Genomic DNA, 19,423 nt, shown 5'->3' with positions numbered 1-19,423 from the left:
ATCGCTCGAAAGAGTAGGCATAAAAGGGGGATTGGCAGGGTGGGGATCCCCTAGAGAACTCGTCGGGTGAAACGGTTGTGTTTCACCCGCCCGCGATCTAGCGTGGGCGGTACGAAACGGTTCCGTACGAAAAGGATCGCCCGTCATGCCCGGCAGCCCCGTCGGCCCGCTCTCCGGCCAGACCTCCGACGTCCGGATCCGCCGGCCCCGCATGACCCCCGAGCGCGAGCGTGAGCTGCTCGAAGCGGTGCTCGGCGTGCTGCGCGAGTCGGGGTATGAGGCGCTGTCCATGGACCTCGTCGCGACCCGCGCGCGATGCAGCAAGGCGACCCTGTACCGGCAGTGGCACAGCAAGGCGGAAATGGTCGTGGCCGCGATGATCGCCAACCGGCCCGTGGACCCCGGCGCCGTCGACACCGGCTCCCTGCGGGGCGACCTGATCAGCCTCGTCGAAGAACTGTCCACCACCGCCGAGAAGGACACCGCGCTGATCGCGGCGATACACCACGCCGCGCTCACCGACGCGGACCTGGCCGCGACGCTGCACGCCTCCCTCGCGGACTACGAGGTGACGCACCTGTCCGGGCTGCTCGACCGCGCGGTGGCGCGCGGTGAGCTGCCGGGGCAGCCGGGCGCGGCCGAGTTCCTGCCGCAGTTGCTGTTCGGCGCGGTCGTCATACGCCCGCTGATCGACGGGGCGTTCGCCGATTCCGCGTATCTCGCCCGGTTCGTCGACCTGGTGGTGCTCCCGGCGCTGCGGCACTCCTGACCCGTACGTCCTTCGCCGTCCCACCGGCCCCCTCCGTCTGCCGTACGCCGCCCACCCGCCGACGCTGACGCCCCCCGGCCCGTACCTCGATGAGGCCATACCCCTACGCCGTACCCGTACGAGCCGAATACGGCCCTCCGAGCATCCGACCCCCCATACGGAGCCCGCCATGCCCCATACCCGCGCCGAAACCGGCAGCCCCGCCGAAGACGCCGGCCCGACCGGCGTCGCCGTCACCCTCCACGACGAGCGCGCCCACCGCCACCGGTGGCTGATCCTCGGCGTTCTCGGCCTCGCCCAGTTGATGGTCGTCCTCGACGTGACCATCGTGAACATCGCCCTGCCGTCCGCCCAGTCCGACCTCGGCTTCACCAACGGCGACCGGCAGTGGGTCGTCACCGCGTACTCGCTGTCCTTCGGCAGCCTCCTGCTCCTCGGCGGCCGCATCGCCGACCTCGCCGGCCGCAAGGTCACCTTCCTCGTCGGGCTCGTCGGCTTCGCCGCCGCGTCCGCCGTGGCCGGCGCCGCCGTGAACTTCGACATGCTCATCCTCGCCCGCGCCTTCCAGGGCGCCTTCGGCGCGCTCCTCGCCCCCTCCGCGCTGTCGCTGCTGACCACGACGTTCACCGACCCGCGCGAGCGGGCGAAGGCGTTCAGCGTCTACGGCGCGGTGTCCGGCGCGGGCGGTGCCATCGGCCTCCTGCTGGGCGGCGTGCTCACCGAGTACCTGGACTGGCGCTGGACGCTGTACGTGAACGTGGTCCTCGCCGTCGCCGCCCTCGTCTTCGCCTCCGCGCTGCTGACCCATACGGCGCGGGACCGGAGCGTCACGCTCGACGTGCCCGGCACGGCCCTGGTCACCGCCGGTCTGTTCGGTGTCGTCTACGGCTTCTCCAACGCCGAGCACCAGGACTGGGGCGCGCCCGCCACCTGGGGGCTGCTGATCGTCGGCGGCGTGCTGCTCACGGCGTTCGCCTGGTGGTCGACCCGCAGCCGCCACCCCCTGCTGCCGACGCGCATCGTCACCGACCGCAACCGCGGCGCGTCCTACCTCGGCATGCTGATCTCCGCCGGAGGGATGTTCGGCGTCTTTCTGTTCCTCACGTACTTCCTGCAGACGGGTCTCGACTACACGCCGATCGACTCCGGCGTCGCCTTTCTGCCGATGGTCGGCGGCCTGGTGATCGCCGCGACGCTCGCCACCAACGTCCTCGTACCGCGCGTCGGGCCACGGCTGGTGGTGCCCGCGGGCATGGCGATCGCGGCGGTCGGCCTGGTGTGGATGACGACGCTGGACCTGAGCAGTTCGTATGCGGTGCACATCCTGCCGATGACCGTCATCGTGGGCTTCGGCCTCGGGCTCGTCGTGGCGACGGCGATGAGCCTGGGCACGCTGGGCGTGTCCGTGCACGACGCGGGCGTGGCCTCCGCGACGGTCAACGCCATGCAGCAGGTCGGCGGCTCCATCGGCATCGCCCTGCTCAACACCCTCTCCGCCAGCGCCGCCGCCGACTATCTCGCCGGGCACAACCCCAGGGATCCGGCGGTGAAGGCGCAGGCGGCGCTGCAGAGCTACCACACCGCGTTCTGGTGGTCGGCTGGCTTCTTCGCCGTGGGCGCCCTGGTGACTCTGTTCCTGTACCGGTCGGGCGCGCCCAAGGAACTGAAGGGCGGGGCACCCACGATCCACATGTGAGCCCCGCCCGCACCCGGTGCACGCGCGCAGCCGTCTTCACGCCCCCCGTACCGGGACGCACCCACCTCTTCACGCGCCCACCGCTCACACGACGAGCAGCGACTTGCCCACCGTCGTGCGCCGGGCGAGCGAGGCGTGCGCCTCCTCGGCGCGCCCCAGCGGGTACGTCGCGCCGATCGCGGGCCTGATACGGCCCGCCGCGGCGAGGTCCAGGGCCTCGACGAGCGCGGCCTGCGCGACGGACGTGGCGGGCGGGCCGCCCTGAAGGAGGTCGGTCACCCGTACGTCCCGCTCCGCGGCCGTGCGCGCGTCGATCTCGGCGAAACCGCCGTCCGACGTCCCGTACGTCACGAACCTGCCGCCCCGCGCCACCGCACGGAACGCCGCCCGGCCCAGTTCGCCCCCGGCGCCGTCGAAGGCGAGGTCGACGCCGTCCCCGCCGGCGGCCTCCCGGACCCGGTCCTGCCAGCCGTCCTCGGAGTAGTCGACGGTGTGCTCCGCGCCCAGCTCGCGGGCGAGCGCGAGCTTGCGCTCGCCGCGCGCCGCCGCGATGACGCGCGCGCCCGCGTCGCGCGCCAGTTGCAGCACCAGCGACCCCGCCCCGCCGGCCGCCGCCGCCACGAGCACGGTCTCGCCCTCCCGGGCCTGCCCGGCGCGGACGAGGCGTACCGCGGTGGTGCCGTCGTGCAGCAGGGCCGCCGCCTCGGCGAAGGTTCAGGTCAAGCGCAGCCCCGTCACCCCCGCCGCCGCGCGACCAGCTTCACCAGCGCGGCGTGCGTGCCGTCGTCGGCCGCCGCGATCAGCCCGCCCGCGCTGTCGTGCAGCGGACGGCCGTCGATGCCCGTGACGACGCAGCCGGCCGCCCGGCACAGCGCGATCCCGGCGGCGAAGTGCACGTCGGCGCGCAGATCGCCGCCGTCGGTGACGTACGCGGCCCGGCGGCCGACGGCGACCCAGGCCAGTGCCAGCGTGGTCGACAGCACCCGGGGCCGGAAGCGCGGCGCGAATCCCGGGGAGGACGGCAGGCCGGCGACGTCGAAGGCGGGGTGGTGGGGGAACGGCGGGTCGAGGTTGACGTCGACGAGGCCGGAGCCGGCCGCCGGCGCCAGCTCCTCGTCCGCGCCGTCACGGCGCAGCGCGGCCCGTACGCCGTCGGTCCAGAACACCTCGTGCGCGAACGGGTCGGCCACCGCGGCCACGGAGGTGGCGTCCCCGGCCCGCAGGGCCACGTTCACGGCGACCAGCATGGTGCGGGCGGCGTAGTTCAACGTGCCGCACAGCGGGTCGACCAGCCACCTCCGCGACGCCTCCGCGGCGCCGCTCGCGCCGCTCTCCTCGCCGGTCACGGCGTCACCCGGGCGGGCGGCGCGCAGCACGGTGAGCACGGCGCGCTCGGCCTCGACGTCCGCGGTCGTGGCGAAGTCGCCCGCGGACTTCCCGTACCGCCGCAGCGAGGTCCCGTACAGCTCGCGGAGCACCTCCGCGCCCGCCAGGGCCGCCGCCACGGCCAGCCGCGCGTCGCTCCCGGCCCGCGCGTCTCCCGCCGGACCCGCCGCCTTCGGTCGTTCGTCCATGCGGCCAGCCTCCCCCAGCCGTACGGGACACCCACCGGCGGGGGGAGGCGGCCGGGACAGCCGGATCACCGTGTCCTAGTGATCCTGCCGTTCACCCTCCGGGGACCGCTGCTGGGGCATGGTGGTCCTGACCGAGTCCAGGATGGCCAGTCCCTGGCCGACCAGCCCCGCCGTCAGCTCGCCGAGGCCGTCGGCCCCGTTCAGCACGTTGATGTTCGCGCCCTGCAGGCCGGCCGCGGCCCGTTCGACGATCTTCGGGAGCTGGTCGATCAACTGCTGGTCCAGTGCGACCCTGTCGTGAGAGGACGCCGCCTCGGCCTGGATCTTCATCCGTTCCGCCTCGGCGAGGGCCAGCACCCGCACCCGTGCGGCCTCCGCCTCGGCCGGCTTGACCACCTCCGCCTGCAGCTCCTGCTGGCGGAGCCGGGCCGCGCGCTCGGCCAGTTCGGTCTGGGCGGCGAGCACGTCCTGCTGCGCGTGCGCCTGCGCCAGCGGGCCGGCCTGCGCCGCCTCCGCCTCGACCCGGCTGACCTCGGCCTTGTACTGCGCCCGCACCATGGCGGTCTCCCTGGCGTACTCGGCCTGCTTCCGCGCGGACTCCTGCTCCGCCTCGGACGCCTTCTGCGCCGCCTGCGCCTCGGCGATCTTCGCCTCGCGCTGGATGGCCGCCTGATGGGGCGCCGACATCGCCTTGATGTAGCCGGTGTCGCCGTCGTCGATCGACTGGATCTGGAAGGAGTCGACGATCAGACCGATCCGGCCCATCTCGCTCTTGGAGGTCTCCACCACCTCGGAGGCGAGCTTCTGCCGCTCCGTGACGATCTCCTCGACCGTCATCGAGCCGATGATGGCGCGCAGGTGGCCGGCGAAGATCCGCCCGGTCAGCACCGACATCTCCTTCTGCTCGGAGAGGAAGCGCTGTCCGGCGTTGACGATGCTCTCGATGTCGTTGCCGACCTTGAAGGCGATCACGGATCGTACGGTCAGCGGGATGCCCTGCCTGGTCACGCAGTACTCGGCGACCTCCGACTCGTGCATCGCCAGCGACAGGAAGCGGGTCTTGCGGAAGATCGGTAACACGAACCTGCCGTGCCCGACGACGACGCGGAACGGTGCACCGTCCCGCCTGCGCCTGCCGCCCGACACGAGCATGGCCTGGTCGGGGGCCGGAACGCGATAGCCGAACATGCTTGCCTCCTCACTCCACGGGACCGATGCCGCCGGTCAGCTCGTCCAACGGATCGGCCCACGCGATCACGGTGACCTGGCGACCGCCGCAGTACTCGGTGACGAGCACCTCCGCCCCTTGCGGCAACGGCTCGGCGGACCAGGCGAGAAAGGTCTCGGTGCCACCCCTGACCCGCACCAGCACCTCGCCGGGGCCGGCGGACCCGCGGGTGGGGATGACGAGAACGCCGAGACAGCCGATCACGGCGTCGTCAGGCACCATCGATGGATCCCCTCCATCACCCTGCTCGCGACGTTCATGCGTACCCTACTCACGACGACGGTCGCTCAATCTTGGTTTCGCCTCCCCGGGAGGGGGCCCCAGCGGTTTCGCTCTTCGGTGTCAGTCGGGGCCCGTAGGCTGGCCCCATGGCGAAGAGTGGCAAAGAGGCATCCGCGGCGGGGGGCCGCGCGGTGGTGCGCAAGGCGAAACCGGCGCCGACGCGGACGGGGCTGGTGCGGCAGGCCCGGCGGATCTACCGCGAGCTGGCCGAGGTCTATCCGTACGCGCACCCGGAGCTGGACTTCGAGAACCCCTATCAGCTGCTCGTCGCCACGGTGCTCTCCGCGCAGACCACCGACCTGCGGGTGAACCAGACGACGCCCGCCCTCTTCGCGAAGTACCCGACGCCCGAGGACCTGGCCGCGGCCAATCCGGAGGAGGTCGAGGAGCTGATCCGGCCCACCGGGTTCTTCCGCGCCAAGACCAAGTCGATCATGGGGCTTTCGCAGGCCCTGCGGGACGACTTCGGCGGCGAGGTCCCGGGGAATCTGAAAGACCTGGTCAAGCTGCCGGGCGTGGGCCGCAAGACGGCGTTCGTCGTCCTCGGTAACGCCTTCGGGGTCCCCGGCATCACGGTCGACACGCACTTCGCCCGGCTCGTGCGGCGCTGGAAGTGGACCGAGCAGACCGACCCCGACAAGATCGAGCAGGAGGTCGGGTCCCTCTTTCCGAAGAAGGACTGGACGATGCTCTCGCACTACGTGATATTCCACGGCCGGCGCATCTGCCACGCCCGCAGGCCCGCCTGCGGCGCCTGTCCCATCGCCCCGCTCTGCCCGGCGTACGGCGAGGGGGAGACGGATCCGCAGAAGGCGCAGAAGCTGCTGAAATACGAGAAGGGCGGCATGCCCGGGCAGCGCCTCAAGCCCCCGCCGGACTACCCCGGGAAGCCCGCACCCCCGCTGGGAGCCGCATGACGCGCTCACGCGGGACGCCCGGCGGACCGGGCGGCGCCGCGGCGGCGCGTGGCACGGCGGACGAGGCGGCGGCCGGCGCTTCGGCGCGGGCCGCGGCGGGTGAGGCGCGCGGTGAAGCGGACGGGGGCGCGCGCGGCGCCCCGGGCGCCGCTGACGGGCGTGCCGGAGGTGCAGATTCCGCTCGTACGCCCGTGGGTCGAACGCCCGTGTCCCGGGGGCACGCCTCCCGTGCGCCCGGGTCCCGTCCGCCCGTGGCCGTCAGCGAGGCCGGGCTGCCCGGCTGGCTGGCGCCGGTCGCCGACGCGGCCCGTACCGTACGGCCCGAAGAGCTGAGCCGCTTCCTGCCGCCCGACGGCGACGAGGGCCGGCCCGCCGCCGTGCTCGTCCTCTTCGGCGACGGCGACGACGGCCCCGAGCTGCTGCTCACCGAGCGCGCCAGCTCGCTGCGCTCGCACGCCGGCCAGCCCTCCTTCCCCGGCGGCTCCCTCGACCCGGAGGACGGCGACCCCGCGGGCGAAGGACCGCTGCGCGCGGCGCTGCGCGAGGCGCAGGAGGAGACCGGGCTCGACCCCGCGGGCGTGCAGGTGTTCTCCGTGCTGCCCCGGCTCTACATCCCGGTCAGCGGCTTCGTCGTCTCGCCCGTGCTCGGCTGGTGGCGCGAGCCCAGCCCTGTCGGCGTCGTCGATCCGGCCGAGACGGCGCGGGTGTTCAGCGTCAGCGTGGCGGATCTCACCGATCCGGCGAACCGCGCCACGGCCGTGCATCCGCGCGGCCACCTCGGCCCCGCGTTCCTCGTCTGCTCCGCGCTGGTCTGGGGTTTCACCGCCGGCGTCATCGACCGCATCCTGCACCTGGCCGGGTGGGAGCGCCCGTGGGATCGCGACCGCCGGGTGCCGCTGGACTGGCACGCATGAGACGGTGACCCGGTGAACGTGCTGGACATCCTGCTGGTGGCGGCCGCCGTGTGGTTCGCCGTGGTCGGCTACCGCCAGGGCTTCGTGGTCGGTGTCCTGTCCGTGTGCGGCTTCGTCGGCGGCGGGCTGCTGGCGATCTATCTGCTGCCCGTCATCTGGGACTTGGTGACCGACGGCGCCGCCCTCGGCCCGACGGCCGCGTTCGGCGCCATCGTCCTCGTCCTCATAGCGGCCTCGGTGGGCCAGGGACTCACCACCCACCTCGGCAACCAACTGCGGCAGTACATCACCTGGTCGCCCGCCCGCTCCCTCGACGCCACCGGCGGCGCGCTGGTCAACGTCGTGGCGCTGCTCCTCGTCGCCTGGCTGCTCGGTACGGCGCTGGCGTCGACGACGCTGCCGACCGTCGCCCGCGAGGTGCGCGCGTCGAAGGTGCTGGGCGGCGTGGCCGAAGTGATGCCGAAGAGCGCCGACACCTGGTTCGGCGAGTTCTCTTCCGTGCTGTCGGAGAACCGCTTCCCGCAGGTCTTCGCGCCGTTCCAGAGCGAGCAGATCACCGACGTCCCGGCGCCCGACCCCGCGCTGGTCGGCAGCCCGGTGGTCGAGCAGGCCCGGAAGAGCATCGTCAAGGTCGTCGGCACGGCCCAGTCCTGCGGCAAGGTGCTGGAGGGCACCGGGTTCGTCTTCGCGCCGCAGCGCGTGATGACCAACGCCCACGTCGTCGGCGGCGTCGACGAGCCCACCGTGCAGATCGGCGGCGAGGGCCGGCTCTACGACGGCGAGGTCGTGCTCTACGACTGGGAGCGGGACATCGCCGTGCTGGAGGTCCCCGAGCTGGACGCCCCCGCGCTGCCGTTCGACCAGAACGACGCAGTCCGCGGCGACGACGCCATCGTCGCCGGCTTCCCGGAGAACGGCGGCTTCGACGTACGGGCGGCGCGCGTGCGCGACCGTATAACGGCCAACGGCCCGGACATCTACCGCCGCGGCACCGTCAACCGCGACGTCCTCTCCCTCTTCACCCTCGTCCGCCAGGGCAACTCCGGCGGCCCGCTGCTGACTCCCGAAGGCGCCGTCGTGGGCGTCATCTTCGCCAGGTCCATGGACGACAAGGACACCGGCTACGCGCTGACGGTCGACGAGGTCCGCGACGACATAGAGCGCGGGCGCACGGCGTCGCAGCGCGTGGACAGCGACAGTTGCGCGATGTGAGCCGCCGAGGGGCCTGAGGGCCGAGCGCCCGGAATCCTGGTCAAGATCCGGACCGGGCCGAGCCGCTCAGTGCGCGCGCCGCAATCGGGCGCTCATCCAGCGGGCCCGGCGGCGGAGAATGTGCGGGATCCCCAGACGGAGGTCCACTTCGCGATGCGCCGAGGCGCCCCGGAGCGGTCTGGCGTCCGGTGCGGTGGCGCGGTGGGTTCCTACGTCGTTGTAGTCATGCGTCCAACCCATACCCCGGATCCTCCCCCCACCGGGCGGCCGGTAATCGCCCTTTCCCGGGCCCATCGGCCTATGCAGGGTGCAATTGACGTGTCCCGTTCCAGCGTCGCCGGCGCGAGGGCCGGGTGGCCGCGGTGGCGGAGGGTGTCGTACGGGCGGTGGACCGGCCGGTGAGCTGCGGGGTTCAGCGGTCGGGCTCGGGATCCCGTAGCCAGTTGACGAGTTCGGTGGTGAACGCGACCGGGTCCTCCTCGTGCGGGAAGTGCCCGAGACCGTCGAAAAGGCGCCACCGGTAGGGCGCTTCCACGTACGCCACCGATCCCGCCGCGCTGCGCGTGCGCATCACCGGATCGAGGGACCCGTGCAGATGCAGCACCGGGACCCGCACCGGCAGCTTCATCCGGCGGTAGAACTGTATACCGTCGGGTCGGCCCAGCGACCGGACGAGCCAACGGTACGGCTCCACCGAGCAGTGCGCCGTCGAGGGCACGGTCATCGCGCGCCGGTAGACCTCCAGCGCCTTGTCGTCCGGCTGCCGCGGCCCCGACCAGTCGCGGATCAGCCGGCCGACCAACGCGGCGTCGCCGGCGACGAGTTGCCGCTCGGGCAGCCAGGGGCGCTGGGCGCTCCAGACGAAGGAGCCCGCGGCGCTCTGCCGCGGGTCGGTGAGCATCGCGGAGCGCCAGCGGCGCGGATGCGGCATCGAGGCGACGGTCAGCCGGCGGATCAGCTTGGGCCGCATCACGGCCGCGGTCCAGGCGAGATAGCCGCCGAGGTCGTGGCCGACGAGCGCGGCGTCCGGCTCGCCGAGGGAGCGGATCACGCCGGTGACGTCGAGGGCGAGGTTCGCGGGGTCGTAGCCGCGGGGCGTACGGTCGCTGCCGCCGACGCCCCGCAGGTCCATCGCCACCGCGCGGTAGCCGGCCTCGGCGAGCGCGGGCAGTTGATGCCGCCAGGTCCACCAGAACTGCGGAAACCCGTGCAGCAGCAGCACCAGCGGCCCTTCACCCATCTCCACGATGTGGAAGCGGGCGCCGTTCGCCGCGACGTCCCTGTGGGTCCAGGGGCCTTCCAGGTGGACTGCCGGGTCGACTGGCGACGGTGCCGTCATGACTCCGAGCGTGCCACGCCGGCAGCCGGCTTGCGTCGGTCCGCCGGATGACTTCGGCCGCGCAGGGAGTCGGAGATGACGGTGGCGGTCTCCTTGGTGGAGTTCATCGCACGCTCGGGCTTGCGCATCTGGCGCATCTTGGCGATGCCCCAGAGGGCGGTGAGCGCGCCGAGGAGCACGTGGACGCCGAAGACGATGAGGAACGACCAGGCGAGGTGGAGGCCGAGGGCGTGCAGCCCGTACGCGGCGGCGAAGCTGAGCACCGGGATGCCGAAGAGGACGAGGACGGCGGCGATGCCGAGGGCGGTGCCGCCGGCGCCGGCCCGCTTGAAGTCCTCCCGGGTCTCGGCCTTGAGCAGGGCGATCTCGTCGTGGACCAGCGCACTCAGATCGGTGGTGGCGGTCGAGACGAGCTGCCCGAGGCTCTGCTGCGTGTCGAGGTGGGCGTCGGCGTCCGGGTAGGGGCCCGCGCCGTCCTTCGCCGTGCCGGCCTTCGTCGTCGTGACTTTCGCCGTGGTGCTCGCGTCCGCGGCCGTCCGGCTTCCTGCCGCACCGTTACCGGCTGCGCTCATCGTCCGTCCCTTCGCCGCCTGAAGTCACATCATGCCCGACGGTCACCCTGCTCGCCGGGCGGGTGCCGCATTTCGGCACGCCTCCGGTGTTCCGCGGCCTTTGCCTCGTGGATCGCGGCCATCCGGAGGTGGTACTCCGAATCATCCTGCTGGTACATGTCCGGGATGCCGTCCATGTCCTCGTCGCGCTCGTCCTCCTCGGCGATCGCCTTATAGCGATTGTCGCGGATCTTGAGCATCACGCACGCGAGCACCGCGGCGATGAACGAGCCCGTCAGGACCGCGGCCTTGGTCTCCTCGGCGAGGCCGGCGTCGTCGGTGAAGGCCAGCTCGCTGATGAGAAGCGAGACGGTGAAGCCGATACCGGCCAGTGTCGCGACGGCGAACACGTCGGGCCATCTCAGCACCGGGTTCAGCTCCGCCCGGGTGAACCGGGCGGCGAGCCAGGAGCCGAGTGAGATGCCGAGGACCTTGCCGAGGACGAGGCCGAGCACGACGCCGAGGGGCTCGGGGTCGGTGAACACGCCGCCCATCGAGTCGGCGTTCACGGCCACGCCCGCGGCGAAGAAGGCGAAGACGGGCACGGCGAGTCCGGCGGACAGCGGGCGCATCTGGTGCTCGATGCGCTCGCCCGGCGACTGCTCTTCGCCCGGTCGGGTGGTGACGCGCAGCATCAGGCCCATGGCGACGCCCGCGATGGTGGCGTGCACGCCGCTGGCGTGCATGAGCGCCCAGATGACGAGGGCCAGCGGCAGGTACACGTACCAGCCGCGTACGTCGCGACGCTGGAGGAACCAGAAGAGGACGAGGCCGCCGAGGGCGAAACCGAGGGCGACGAGGTTGATGCCGGCGGTGTAGAAGATCGCGATGATCAGGATCGCGAAGAGGTCGTCCACGACGGCCAGCGTCAGCAGGAAGGCGCGCAGCGCGGAGGGGAGGTTGCTGCCGATGACCGCCAGCACGGCGAGGGCGAACGCGATGTCGGTGGCGGTGGGGATGGCCCAGCCGCCGAGGTCGCCGCGGCCCGCGTTGACGGCGACGTAGAAGAGGGCAGGGGCGGCCATCCCGCAGAGTGCGGCGACGATCGGCAGCGCGGCCGCCCGCGGGTCCTTCAGCTCGCCGTCGACCAGCTCGCGCTTGAGCTCGACGCCGACGACGAAGAAGAAGATCGTCAGCAGCCCGTCCTTGGCCCAGTGGGCGAGGTCGAGGCGGAGGTCGAGCGCGGAGGGGCCGAAGGTGAAGCCTTTGATGTCCTCGTACGTCCCGCTCAGCGCGCTGTTCGCGAAGATGAGGGCGATGACGGCCGCGGCCAGCAGGATCAGTCCGCCGACGGTCTCGGTGCGCAGGGCCTCGGTGAGGAACTTGCTCTCTTTGAGGGACGGTCTGCGCAGGAACTGGGACGGCTGCGGGCGCTGGGGCGCGGTCACGACGAGGACTCCCGGGCGGTGGACGGCAGATACACGAGTGCTGTGTGCCGACCAGACTTCCCGGCGCGCCTCAGGGTGTTATCGCTCTCTTCACGTGTCTCCGCCACCCTACAGGTCGACACCGGCCGATCAAGCTGGGGTCAGATTACGGGCCAAAGGGGAGATACGGCGCGGCGAGGTCGCCGGCGGCGGGGGTGTCCCCCACCGCCGGCACCGCTCACCGCGCGCCCGGTCTCAGTCCTCCGAGGCCGCGCTCGGCAGCTTGGCCTGGATGAGGTCCATGACCGAGGTGTCCGTCAGCGTCGTGACGTCACCCATCTCGCGGTTCTCCGCGACGTCCCGCAGCAGCCGGCGCATGATCTTGCCGGAGCGGGTCTTGGGCAGCTCCGCGACCGGCAGGATCCGCTTGGGCTTGGCGATCGGGCCCAGGGCCTTCGCCACATGCGCCCGCAACTCCTCCACCAGCCCGTCGGCCTCTTCCGCGCCGCCGCGCAGGATCACGAAGGCGCAGATGGCCTGCGTGGTCTGCGGGTCGGTGGCGCCGACGACCGCGGCCTCGGCGACCTTGGGGTGCGAGACGAGGGCGGACTCCACCTCGGTGGTGGAGATGTTGTGCCCGGAGACGAGCATGACGTCGTCCACCCGGCCCAGCAGCCAGATGTCGCCGTCGTCGTCCTTCTTCGCGCCGTCACCCGCGAAGTACCGGCCCTCGAAACGGGACCAGTACGTGTCCTTGTAGCGCTGGTCGTCGCCCCAGATCGTGCGCAGCATCGACGGCCACGGCTCCGTGAGCACCAGATAGCCGCCCGAGCCGTCCGGCACCTCGCGCGCCTCGTCGTCCACGACGGTGGCCTCGATGCCGGGCAGCGGCACCTGCGCCGAGCCGGGCTTGGTGCTCGTCACCCCGGGCAGCGGGCTGATCATCATGCCGCCCGTCTCGGTCTGCCACCAGGTGTCCACCACCGGCGTGCGGCCGGCACCGATGTGGTCCCGGTACCAGATCCACGCCTCGGGGTTGATCGGCTCGCCGACCGAGCCGAGCACCCGCAGGCTGCTCAGGTCGAACTTGGCCGGGATCTCGTCGCCCCACTTCATACAGGCGCGGATCGCGGTGGGCGCGGTGTAGAAGATCGAGACCTTGTACTTCTGGATGACCTCCCACCAGCGGCCCTGGTGCGGGGTGTCGGGCGTGCCCTCGTAGAGCACCTGGGTGGCGCCGTTGGAGAGCGGGCCGTACACGATGTACGAGTGGCCGGTGACCCAGCCGACGTCGGCCGTGCACCAGAACACGTCGGTCTCGGGCTTGAGGTCGAAGACCGCGTGGTGGGTGTAGGACACCTGGGTGAGGTAGCCACCGGTGGTGTGCAGGATGCCCTTGGGCTTACCCGTCGTGCCCGAGGTGTAGAGGATGAAGAGCGGGTGCTCCGCGGGGAACGCCTCGGGGGCGTGCGTGTCCTCCTGCCGGTCCACGACGTCGTGCCACCACACGTCGCGGCCCTCGGTCCAGGCCACGTCCTGGCCCGTACGCCGCACCACCAGGACGTTGCGCACCCGGTCGGTGCGCTCCACGGCCTCGTCCACCGCGGGCTTGAGCGCGGACGGCTTGCCGCGCCGGTACCCTCCGTCGGCGGTGATGACCACGCGCGCGTCCGCGTCCGCGATCCGGGTGGCGAGCGCGTCGGCGGAGAAGCCGCCGAAGACCACCGAGTGCGGTGCGCCGACGCGGGCGCAGGCCAGCATGGCGACGACGGTCTCCGGGATCATCGGCATGTAGATGGCGACCCGGTCGCCGGTCTGCACGCCCAGCTCCGCCAGTGCGTTGGCCGCCTTGGAGACCTCCCGCTGCAGCTCGGCGTAGGTGATCGAGCGGGAGTCGCCCGGCTCGCCCTCGAAGTGGAGCGCCACGCGGTCGCCGAGGCCGGCCTCGACGTGCCGGTCCACGCAGTTGTACGCCACGTTGAGCGAGCCGTCCTCGAACCACTTCGCGAACGGCGGGTTCGACCAGTCGAGCGTCTTGGTGGGCTCGGTGGCCCAACTGAGCCTCCGGGCCTGCTCCGCCCAGAAGCCCAGCCGGTCCGCACGTGCCTGCTCGTACGCCTCCGCCGTGACGTTCGCGTGCGCGGCCAGCTCGGCTGGCGGCTCGAACCGGCGCTCCTCCTTGAGCAGGTTGGCCAGGCTTTCGTTGCTCACGACATCTCCCTTTCCAGGATGTCCGCCTCAGTCCCGGGCCTAGCTCATCAGGCGTGGGGAGGGCGTGACAAGGGCCTGGGGATAAATTGGTTTAGACCTGTGGGTATCCGCAGGCGCCGTGTGCTATCGGACATCGGCGGCAGCATGTTCCGGCAGACCGGCGGGTCCGGGGCGTACGGCCGTGAAGTCGCCCTGCGTCCCCAGCACGTAAGTCTGCGCCTCGCCGACGTGGAAGTACATGCCGTGCAGGCTCAACGTGCCGTCAGCCAGCCGGCGGCGTACACACGGGTGCCGGCGCAGATGGTCCAACTGCTGCGCCACGTTGGCCAGGCTCACCCGCTCGGCGTCGTCCGCGTACGGCCGGCAGGCGATCCGGGGGCCGTCGGCCCGGGCCCGCGCCAGGCTGGGCAGCCCGTGCCGCAGCCAGCGCCGCAGCGGCGTGGGCGGCACGTCGGCGGCCTCGCCGGTGTCTCCGTGAGCCGCCTCCTCGTCGAGCAGCGCCTGCATCGCACCGCAGCCGGAATGCCCGCACACCGTGATCGACTCGACCCGCAGCACCTCGACGGCGAACTCGATCGCCGCCGCGACGGAGTCGTCGGGCAGGACGGCGGCTGCGGCACTCTCCCTCCGGGCGCCCGTCCCGCCGTCCGCGTCGCCCGCCGAGTCCGCACCGTCCCCGGGTCCGTCCGGCAGCGGCACCAGGTTCCCCACGTTCCGTACCGTGAACAGATCGCCCGGGCCGCTCGACGTGATCATGCTGGTGACCACCCGGGAGTCCGCGCACGTCAGAAAGAGCTGGGTGGGCCGCTGCCCCTCGCGGGCCAGCCGCGCCAGCTCCTCGCGTACCCGCGGCGCGGTGTTGCGCTGGAAGTTGCTGATCCCGCTGAGCAGCCGGTGCGCCGGGGTGGGACGTTCCGGTGTGGAGACACAGCAGTGGTTGCGCCACGGCGTCCACGGGTGGCAGTGGTGCGCCGCGGCCGGCTCGGCGATGCGCCGGCCCGTGGCGGAGGTCAGCTCCGCGACGCCGCCGTGCGCGACGTGCGCCTGGCGCCACTCCTGCAGCGTCTCGAACGCGGCGTGGTCCATGAACGACCCGGTCAGCTCCACCTCCGCCGTCGTGCCCCGCGGCACCTGCGCGAGCACCCGGCTCAGCCGCGGGACGGCAAGGAAGGTGAGCTGCCCGCGCACCCGCACGAGGTACGTGACCTCCGGCGCCTCCCGGGTCCCGCCGTCCGGTGCCGCACCCCCGTCGCGCCGCTCCAGCGTGACCCGCGTACGGGAGAGCCTGTGCAGCGACACCGCCACCGCCACCGCGATCCCCACGGCGACGCCCTCCAGGACGCCCAGCAGCACGACGCCGGCCACGGTCGCCGCGTACACGAGGATCTCCCGGTGCCGTCGCACCGACCGTACGTGGCTGATCTTCACCATCTGGATGCCGACCACCATCACCAGCGCTCCCAGCGCCGCCAACGGGATCAGCTCCAGCATCCCCACCAGCAGGAGCGACGCCAGCACCACCCACACGCCGTGCAGCACGGCGGACCTGCGACTGACCGCCCCCGCCGCGACGTTCGCCGAACTGCGCACGGCGACACCGGTGACGGGCAGTCCGCCGAGCAGCCCGGCGACGAAGTTGCCGGCGCCCTGGGCGCGCAGTTCCCGGTCGAGGTCGGCGCGCGGTACGGGGCGCTCGTCGCCGCGTGCCACCGCCAGCTTGTCGACCGCCACCGCGGACAGCAGAGACTCCACGCTGGCCACGAGCGTGATCGTCAGTACTGCGGCCACCAGCCCCAGCGCCGGCCCGTCCGGCATCCCCGCGAGCGCGTGACTGCTCCAGGACGGCAGGTCGACGCGCGACAGCCGCAGCCCGGTGAAGGAGGCGAAGGCGGTCGCGAGCACGATGGCTGCCAACGCCCCCGGCACGTACCGCAGCGGGCCGGCGCCCCGCCCGCGCAGCCACGGCCAGCCCAGTAGCACGACGATGACGACGGCGCTCACCGACACGGCACCCAGCTCCAGGTCGGCGAACTGACCCGGCAGTGCCAGGGTGTTGTCGACCGGGGAGCTCTGCGGGCTGCCGCCGAGGACGATGTGCAACTGGGCCAGCGCGATGGTCGCGCCGATGCCCGCGAGCATGCCGTGCACGATGGCCGGGCTGACCGCCAGCGCCGACCGGGCCACCTTGAGCGAGCCGAGCACGAGCTGCGCGAGCCCGGCCAGGGCGGTGATGGCGCAGGTGGCGCGCCAGCCGTACTGCTGGATGAGGTCCGCCGTGACCACGGTCAGCCCGGCGGCGGGCCCGCTGACCTGCAGCGGCGCCCCGCCGATCAGGCCGACGACGATGCCGCCCACGGCCGCGGACAGCAGCCCGGCCTGGAGCGGGGCGCCGGTCGCGAGCGCGATGCCCAGGGAGAGCGGCAGCGCGATGAGGAAGACGGTCACGGACGCGGAGAGGTCCGCGACGAAGGGCCGCCGGTGGGCGGTGTGTTCGGGGGGAGCGGCGGGGCCGGGGACCGCGGCGTGCTCGGCGGGCTTCGCGGGTCCGGGGTCTGCCGTGTGTTCCGGGTCGTGTTCCGTTCGGGAGTCCGGGTCATGTTCCGGATCCTTCGCGCGCTCGGCGGAAGGGCTTCCCAGGGGCGTCGGGCGTCCTGCGGGCATGTGGCGTCTCCTCGAGGTGGAGGGGGCGTCGTGCAGCACGGGCACACGGGTTACGTCACGCAGTGTGACGGTTCGGTGACCCTCAAGGGCAAGTAAATGAATCGTAATGCCACGTAAAGAGTCCGCGAAGCGTTTTACGCCGCTCGGACCACTTCTCCCATCCATCGAGTGAATACAGAGAGATAATCTGAATTCCCGGTTATCCCTCTTTCCGAGCGTGCGGCAGAAATCGCGCGTGTATTCGGCCATTCGAGTCAGCGCGTCCCAGGCGACGCCAGGAAGAGGTGAGAGCTTTGTCCGGAACATGGCGGGCGACCGTGGGAATCTGCGGCGTCCTCGCACTGGGGGGAGTGGCGGTCGCGGGTTGTTCTCCCGGGGCCGGATCGGACGGCGATCCGCAGCGCTCGGGGAGCGGCGGCACGACGGACGGCAAGGGCCGGCCGATGAAGCTCATCGGCGACGGCTCCACCGCCTACACCGGCAGCCAGCCCAACCAGCCCGAGGTCAGCCGGATGTCGGCCGGCACCAAGCCGCCGCAGTTCGTCGTCTTCTCCTGGGACGGCGCCGGCGAGGACGGCCAGCGGCTTTTCTCCCACTTCCGCAAGGTGGCGCGGGAGAACGACGCGGCGATGACGTACTTCCTCAGCGGCGTCTATGTCCTGCCGCGGGACAAACGCATGGAGTACGCGCCCCCCGGCCACGCCCGCGGCGCCTCCGACATCGGCTACCTGGACGAGGAGGAGGTCGGCGCCACCCTGAAGCAGGTACGCGGCGCGTGGCTGGAGGGCAGCGAGATCGGCACCCACTTCAACGGCCACTTCTGCGGCCGTACGGGCGTCGCGAGCTGGTCGAAGGAGGACTGGAAGAGCGAGATCGCGCAGGCCAAGCAGTTCGTGCAGCGCTGGAAGACGAACACCGGCCGGAAGAAGGCGGATCCGCTTCCCTTCGACTACGACAAGGAGCTGGTCGGCGGTCGCGCCCCCTGCCTGGAGGGGCAGAAGAACCTCATGAAGGCGTCGAAGGAGATGGGTTTCCGCTATGACACCAGCGGTGTCAGCAGCCAGGTGTGGCCCCGGAAGAAGGAGGGCATCTGGGACCTGTCGTTGCAGGAGGTCCCGTTCCCCGGCCGCTCCTTCGAAGTCGTGAGCATGGACTACAACTTCATGGCCAACCAGTCGGGCACCGCCTATGCGCCCGCCGCCCAGCACGCGGCCTTCGAACGGCAGATGCGCGAGGGACTACTGGCCGGTTTCGAGCGCGCGTACACGACCAACCGTGCGCCCCTCGTCATCGGAAACCACTTCGAGAGCTGGAACGGCGGCGCGTACATGCGGGCCGTAGAGGACACCATCAAGACCGTCTGCCCCAAGAAGGACGTGCACTGCGTCTCCTTCCGGCAGTTGGTGGACTGGCTGGACGCCCAGGACCCGGCGGCGCTCGCGAAGCTGCGCACGCTGGAGGTGGGCGAGCAGCCCGCGAAGGGCTGGGAGAAGTTCCTGGCGAAGACGCCCGCGCGGGGGAGCGCGCAGCGCGCCGAGCCGGCGGGGTCCGGGCGGAAGGACCACGCCGGCGACGCGGACGCCAAGGGGGATCAGGCGGGCTGAGGGGCCGCGGCCGCGCCCCGTACGGCCGGCAGGGGCTCCGGGGGCACGGTCTCTCCCAGGACGAAGCCGGGGTCGATCTGGTCCCTCAGATCGGCCCCCGTCTTCGCATTGCCCCAGCTCTCCGCGTTCTTGCGGTGGAAGTGGACCATCTGGTCGGTGTAACGGGCCCAGTCGCGTCGCTCATACGACGCGTCCACGGCCCCGTACAACTCCCGCAGCACCTGCGCCGCGGGCTCCTCCAGCAGCGCGAACGCCGGCGGGCGGCCCTTCTCCATCGACCGCACCCAGTCGGAGTGGGGAAACGCGGCCAGCAGGTCAGCGCCCACCTCCGCGCGCAGGAACTCCAGGTCCTCCGGGCCCTGGACCTTGTTGCCGACGACGCGCAGCGCCACGTCGAAGTCGCGGGCGTAGTCCTTGTACTGGCGGTAGACGGAGACGCCCTTGCGGGTCGGCTCGGCAACGAGGAACGTCATGTCGAAGCGCGTGAACATGCCGGAGGCGAAGGAGTCGCTGCCCGCCGTCATGTCGACGACGACGTACTCCTCGCGCCCGTCGACCAGGTGGTTGAGGCACATCTCCACGGCACCGGTCTTGGAGTGATAACAGGCGACGCCGAGGTCGGCCTCGGTGAACGGGCCGGTGACCATGAGGCGTACGGGGCCGTTGTCCAACTGCACGGGGCGGGCGCAGGCGGCGTACACCGGATTGTCGCCGGTGACCGTGAGCAGGCGGGAACCCGTGCCCGGGGGTGTCGTCTTGATCATGCCGGCGGCATCCGCGATCCGCGGGTTGGCGCCGCGCAGGTGCTCCTTGATGAGCGGGAGGTGGGCGCCGAGAGCGGGCAGCCGGGCGGCTTCCTCCTCGTCGAGCCCGAGGGCGGCACCCAGATGCTGGTTGATATCCGCGTCGACGGCGAGCACGGGGCGGCCGGTGCCCGCGAGATGCCGGACGAAGAGGGACGACAGGGTGGTCTTGCCGCTGCCGCCCTTTCCCACGAAAGCGATCTTCATGTTCAGAAACGGTAGCGGGATCTTGGCC

Annotated in this window: 16 protein-coding genes; 6 read left to right on the top strand and 10 right to left on the bottom strand. The window is 71.9% G+C overall.

The window, feature by feature from the left end:
* Positions 1–145: 145 nt before the first annotated feature.
* Positions 146–769 (top strand): TetR/AcrR family transcriptional regulator, encoded by a 624-nt coding sequence (locus tag ABGA99_RS18770; protein WP_347578536.1) that lies wholly within the window; start codon positions 146–148, stop codon positions 767–769.
* A 169-nt stretch (positions 770–938) separates the two neighbouring features.
* Positions 939–2,465, top strand: coding sequence for an MFS transporter (locus ABGA99_RS18765; protein ID WP_347578537.1), 1,527 nt, complete (start codon positions 939–941; stop codon positions 2,463–2,465).
* Between the two features lie 84 nt (positions 2,466–2,549).
* On the opposite strand, the gene ABGA99_RS18760 is transcribed toward ABGA99_RS18765, so the two are convergent.
* From ABGA99_RS18760 to ABGA99_RS18745, 4 genes are all read right to left on the bottom strand, one after another.
* Positions 2,550–3,092 (bottom strand): zinc-binding dehydrogenase, encoded by a 543-nt coding sequence (locus ABGA99_RS18760; RefSeq protein WP_347578538.1) that lies wholly within the window; start codon positions 3,090–3,092, stop codon positions 2,550–2,552.
* 107 nt (positions 3,093–3,199) lie between these two features.
* A complete protein-coding gene (locus tag ABGA99_RS18755; protein ID WP_347578539.1) occupies positions 3,200–4,039 on the bottom strand; it encodes an inositol monophosphatase family protein in 840 nt (279 codons plus the stop codon).
* Positions 4,040–4,114: 75 nt separating this feature from the next.
* Positions 4,115–5,227, bottom strand: coding sequence for an SPFH domain-containing protein (locus ABGA99_RS18750; RefSeq protein ID WP_347578540.1), 1,113 nt, complete (start codon positions 5,225–5,227; stop codon positions 4,115–4,117).
* Positions 5,228–5,237: 10 nt separating this feature from the next.
* Positions 5,238–5,489: a hypothetical protein gene (locus ABGA99_RS18745; RefSeq protein WP_018835851.1), complete on the bottom strand. Its 252-nt coding sequence runs from the start codon at positions 5,487–5,489 to the stop codon at positions 5,238–5,240.
* A 146-nt stretch (positions 5,490–5,635) separates the two neighbouring features.
* Here ABGA99_RS18745 and nth point away from each other — a divergent pair, with 146 nt between their 5' ends.
* The 3 genes from nth (at position 5,636) to ABGA99_RS18730 (ending at position 8,592) form a co-directional block, all read left to right on the top strand.
* Positions 5,636–6,466 carry an endonuclease III gene (gene nth, locus ABGA99_RS18740; RefSeq protein ID WP_347578541.1) on the top strand — a complete coding sequence of 277 codons (831 nt, stop codon included), beginning with the start codon at positions 5,636–5,638 and terminating at the stop codon, positions 6,464–6,466.
* 251 nt (positions 6,467–6,717) lie between these two features.
* Positions 6,718–7,380 carry a CoA pyrophosphatase gene (locus ABGA99_RS18735; RefSeq protein ID WP_347578542.1) on the top strand — a complete coding sequence of 221 codons (663 nt, stop codon included), beginning with the start codon at positions 6,718–6,720 and terminating at the stop codon, positions 7,378–7,380.
* Positions 7,381–7,392: 12 nt separating this feature from the next.
* Positions 7,393–8,592, top strand: coding sequence for a MarP family serine protease (locus ABGA99_RS18730; RefSeq protein WP_347578543.1), 1,200 nt, complete (start codon positions 7,393–7,395; stop codon positions 8,590–8,592).
* Between the two features lie 412 nt (positions 8,593–9,004).
* Here the strand turns inward: ABGA99_RS18730 and ABGA99_RS18725 are convergent, their stop codons facing one another.
* From ABGA99_RS18725 to ABGA99_RS18705, 5 genes are all read right to left on the bottom strand, one after another.
* A complete protein-coding gene (locus tag ABGA99_RS18725; RefSeq protein WP_347578544.1) occupies positions 9,005–9,931 on the bottom strand; it encodes an alpha/beta hydrolase in 927 nt (308 codons plus the stop codon).
* Positions 9,928–10,503, bottom strand: coding sequence for a phage holin family protein (locus ABGA99_RS18720; RefSeq protein WP_347578545.1), 576 nt, complete (start codon positions 10,501–10,503; stop codon positions 9,928–9,930). The genes ABGA99_RS18725 and ABGA99_RS18720 overlap by 4 nt, the downstream gene beginning before the upstream one ends.
* Positions 10,504–10,532: 29 nt before the next feature.
* Positions 10,533–11,930 (bottom strand): Na+/H+ antiporter NhaA, encoded by a 1,398-nt coding sequence (gene nhaA, locus ABGA99_RS18715; protein ID WP_347578546.1) that lies wholly within the window; start codon positions 11,928–11,930, stop codon positions 10,533–10,535.
* A 234-nt stretch (positions 11,931–12,164) separates the two neighbouring features.
* Positions 12,165–14,120 (bottom strand): acetate--CoA ligase, encoded by a 1,956-nt coding sequence (acs, locus tag ABGA99_RS18710; protein ID WP_347578547.1) that lies wholly within the window; start codon positions 14,118–14,120, stop codon positions 12,165–12,167.
* 123 nt (positions 14,121–14,243) lie between these two features.
* Complete coding sequence (locus tag ABGA99_RS18705; protein ID WP_347578548.1) at positions 14,244–16,781, bottom strand: SulP family inorganic anion transporter; 2,538 nt, start codon at positions 16,779–16,781, stop codon at positions 14,244–14,246.
* A gap of 443 nt (positions 16,782–17,224) precedes the next feature.
* On the opposite strand from ABGA99_RS18705, the gene ABGA99_RS18700 reads away from it, so the two are divergent.
* Positions 17,225–18,385 (top strand): hypothetical protein, encoded by a 1,161-nt coding sequence (locus tag ABGA99_RS18700; RefSeq protein ID WP_347578549.1) that lies wholly within the window; start codon positions 17,225–17,227, stop codon positions 18,383–18,385.
* Here ABGA99_RS18700 and ABGA99_RS18695 read toward each other — a convergent pair.
* Positions 18,373–19,395, bottom strand: a complete 1,023-nt coding sequence (locus ABGA99_RS18695; RefSeq protein ID WP_347578550.1) for an ATP-binding protein — start codon at positions 19,393–19,395, stop codon at positions 18,373–18,375. The two genes, ABGA99_RS18700 and ABGA99_RS18695, sit on opposite strands and share 13 nt — an antisense overlap.
* Positions 19,396–19,423 lie beyond the last annotated feature (28 nt).

The organism is Streptomyces sp. B5E4 (assembly GCF_039871555.1).
Classification (GTDB): domain Bacteria; phylum Actinomycetota; class Actinomycetes; order Streptomycetales; family Streptomycetaceae; genus Streptomyces.
This window is presented reverse-complemented; position numbering and strand designations above follow the sequence as displayed.

Bases quoted from the DNA above. Each gene is read 5' to 3' on its own strand.
- ABGA99_RS18770 (WP_347578536.1), top strand. From the start codon at position 146: ATGCCCGGCAGCCCCGTCGGCCCGCTCTCCGGCCAGACCTCCGACGTC.
- ABGA99_RS18765 (WP_347578537.1), top strand. From the start codon at position 939: ATGCCCCATACCCGCGCCGAAACCGGCAGCCCCGCCGAAGACGCCGGC.
- ABGA99_RS18755 (WP_347578539.1), bottom strand. From the start codon at position 4,039: ATGGACGAACGACCGAAGGCGGCGGGTCCGGCGGGAGACGCGCGGGCC.
- ABGA99_RS18750 (WP_347578540.1), bottom strand. From the start codon at position 5,227: ATGTTCGGCTATCGCGTTCCGGCCCCCGACCAGGCCATGCTCGTGTCG.
- ABGA99_RS18745 (WP_018835851.1), bottom strand. From the start codon at position 5,489: ATGGTGCCTGACGACGCCGTGATCGGCTGTCTCGGCGTTCTCGTCATC.
- nth (WP_347578541.1), top strand. From the start codon at position 5,636: ATGGCGAAGAGTGGCAAAGAGGCATCCGCGGCGGGGGGCCGCGCGGTG.
- ABGA99_RS18725 (WP_347578544.1), bottom strand. From the start codon at position 9,931: ATGACGGCACCGTCGCCAGTCGACCCGGCAGTCCACCTGGAAGGCCCC.
- ABGA99_RS18720 (WP_347578545.1), bottom strand. From the start codon at position 10,503: ATGAGCGCAGCCGGTAACGGTGCGGCAGGAAGCCGGACGGCCGCGGAC.
- ABGA99_RS18705 (WP_347578548.1), bottom strand. From the start codon at position 16,781: ATGCCCGCAGGACGCCCGACGCCCCTGGGAAGCCCTTCCGCCGAGCGC.
- ABGA99_RS18700 (WP_347578549.1), top strand. From the start codon at position 17,225: ATGAAGCTCATCGGCGACGGCTCCACCGCCTACACCGGCAGCCAGCCC.
- ABGA99_RS18695 (WP_347578550.1), bottom strand. From the start codon at position 19,395: ATGAAGATCGCTTTCGTGGGAAAGGGCGGCAGCGGCAAGACCACCCTG.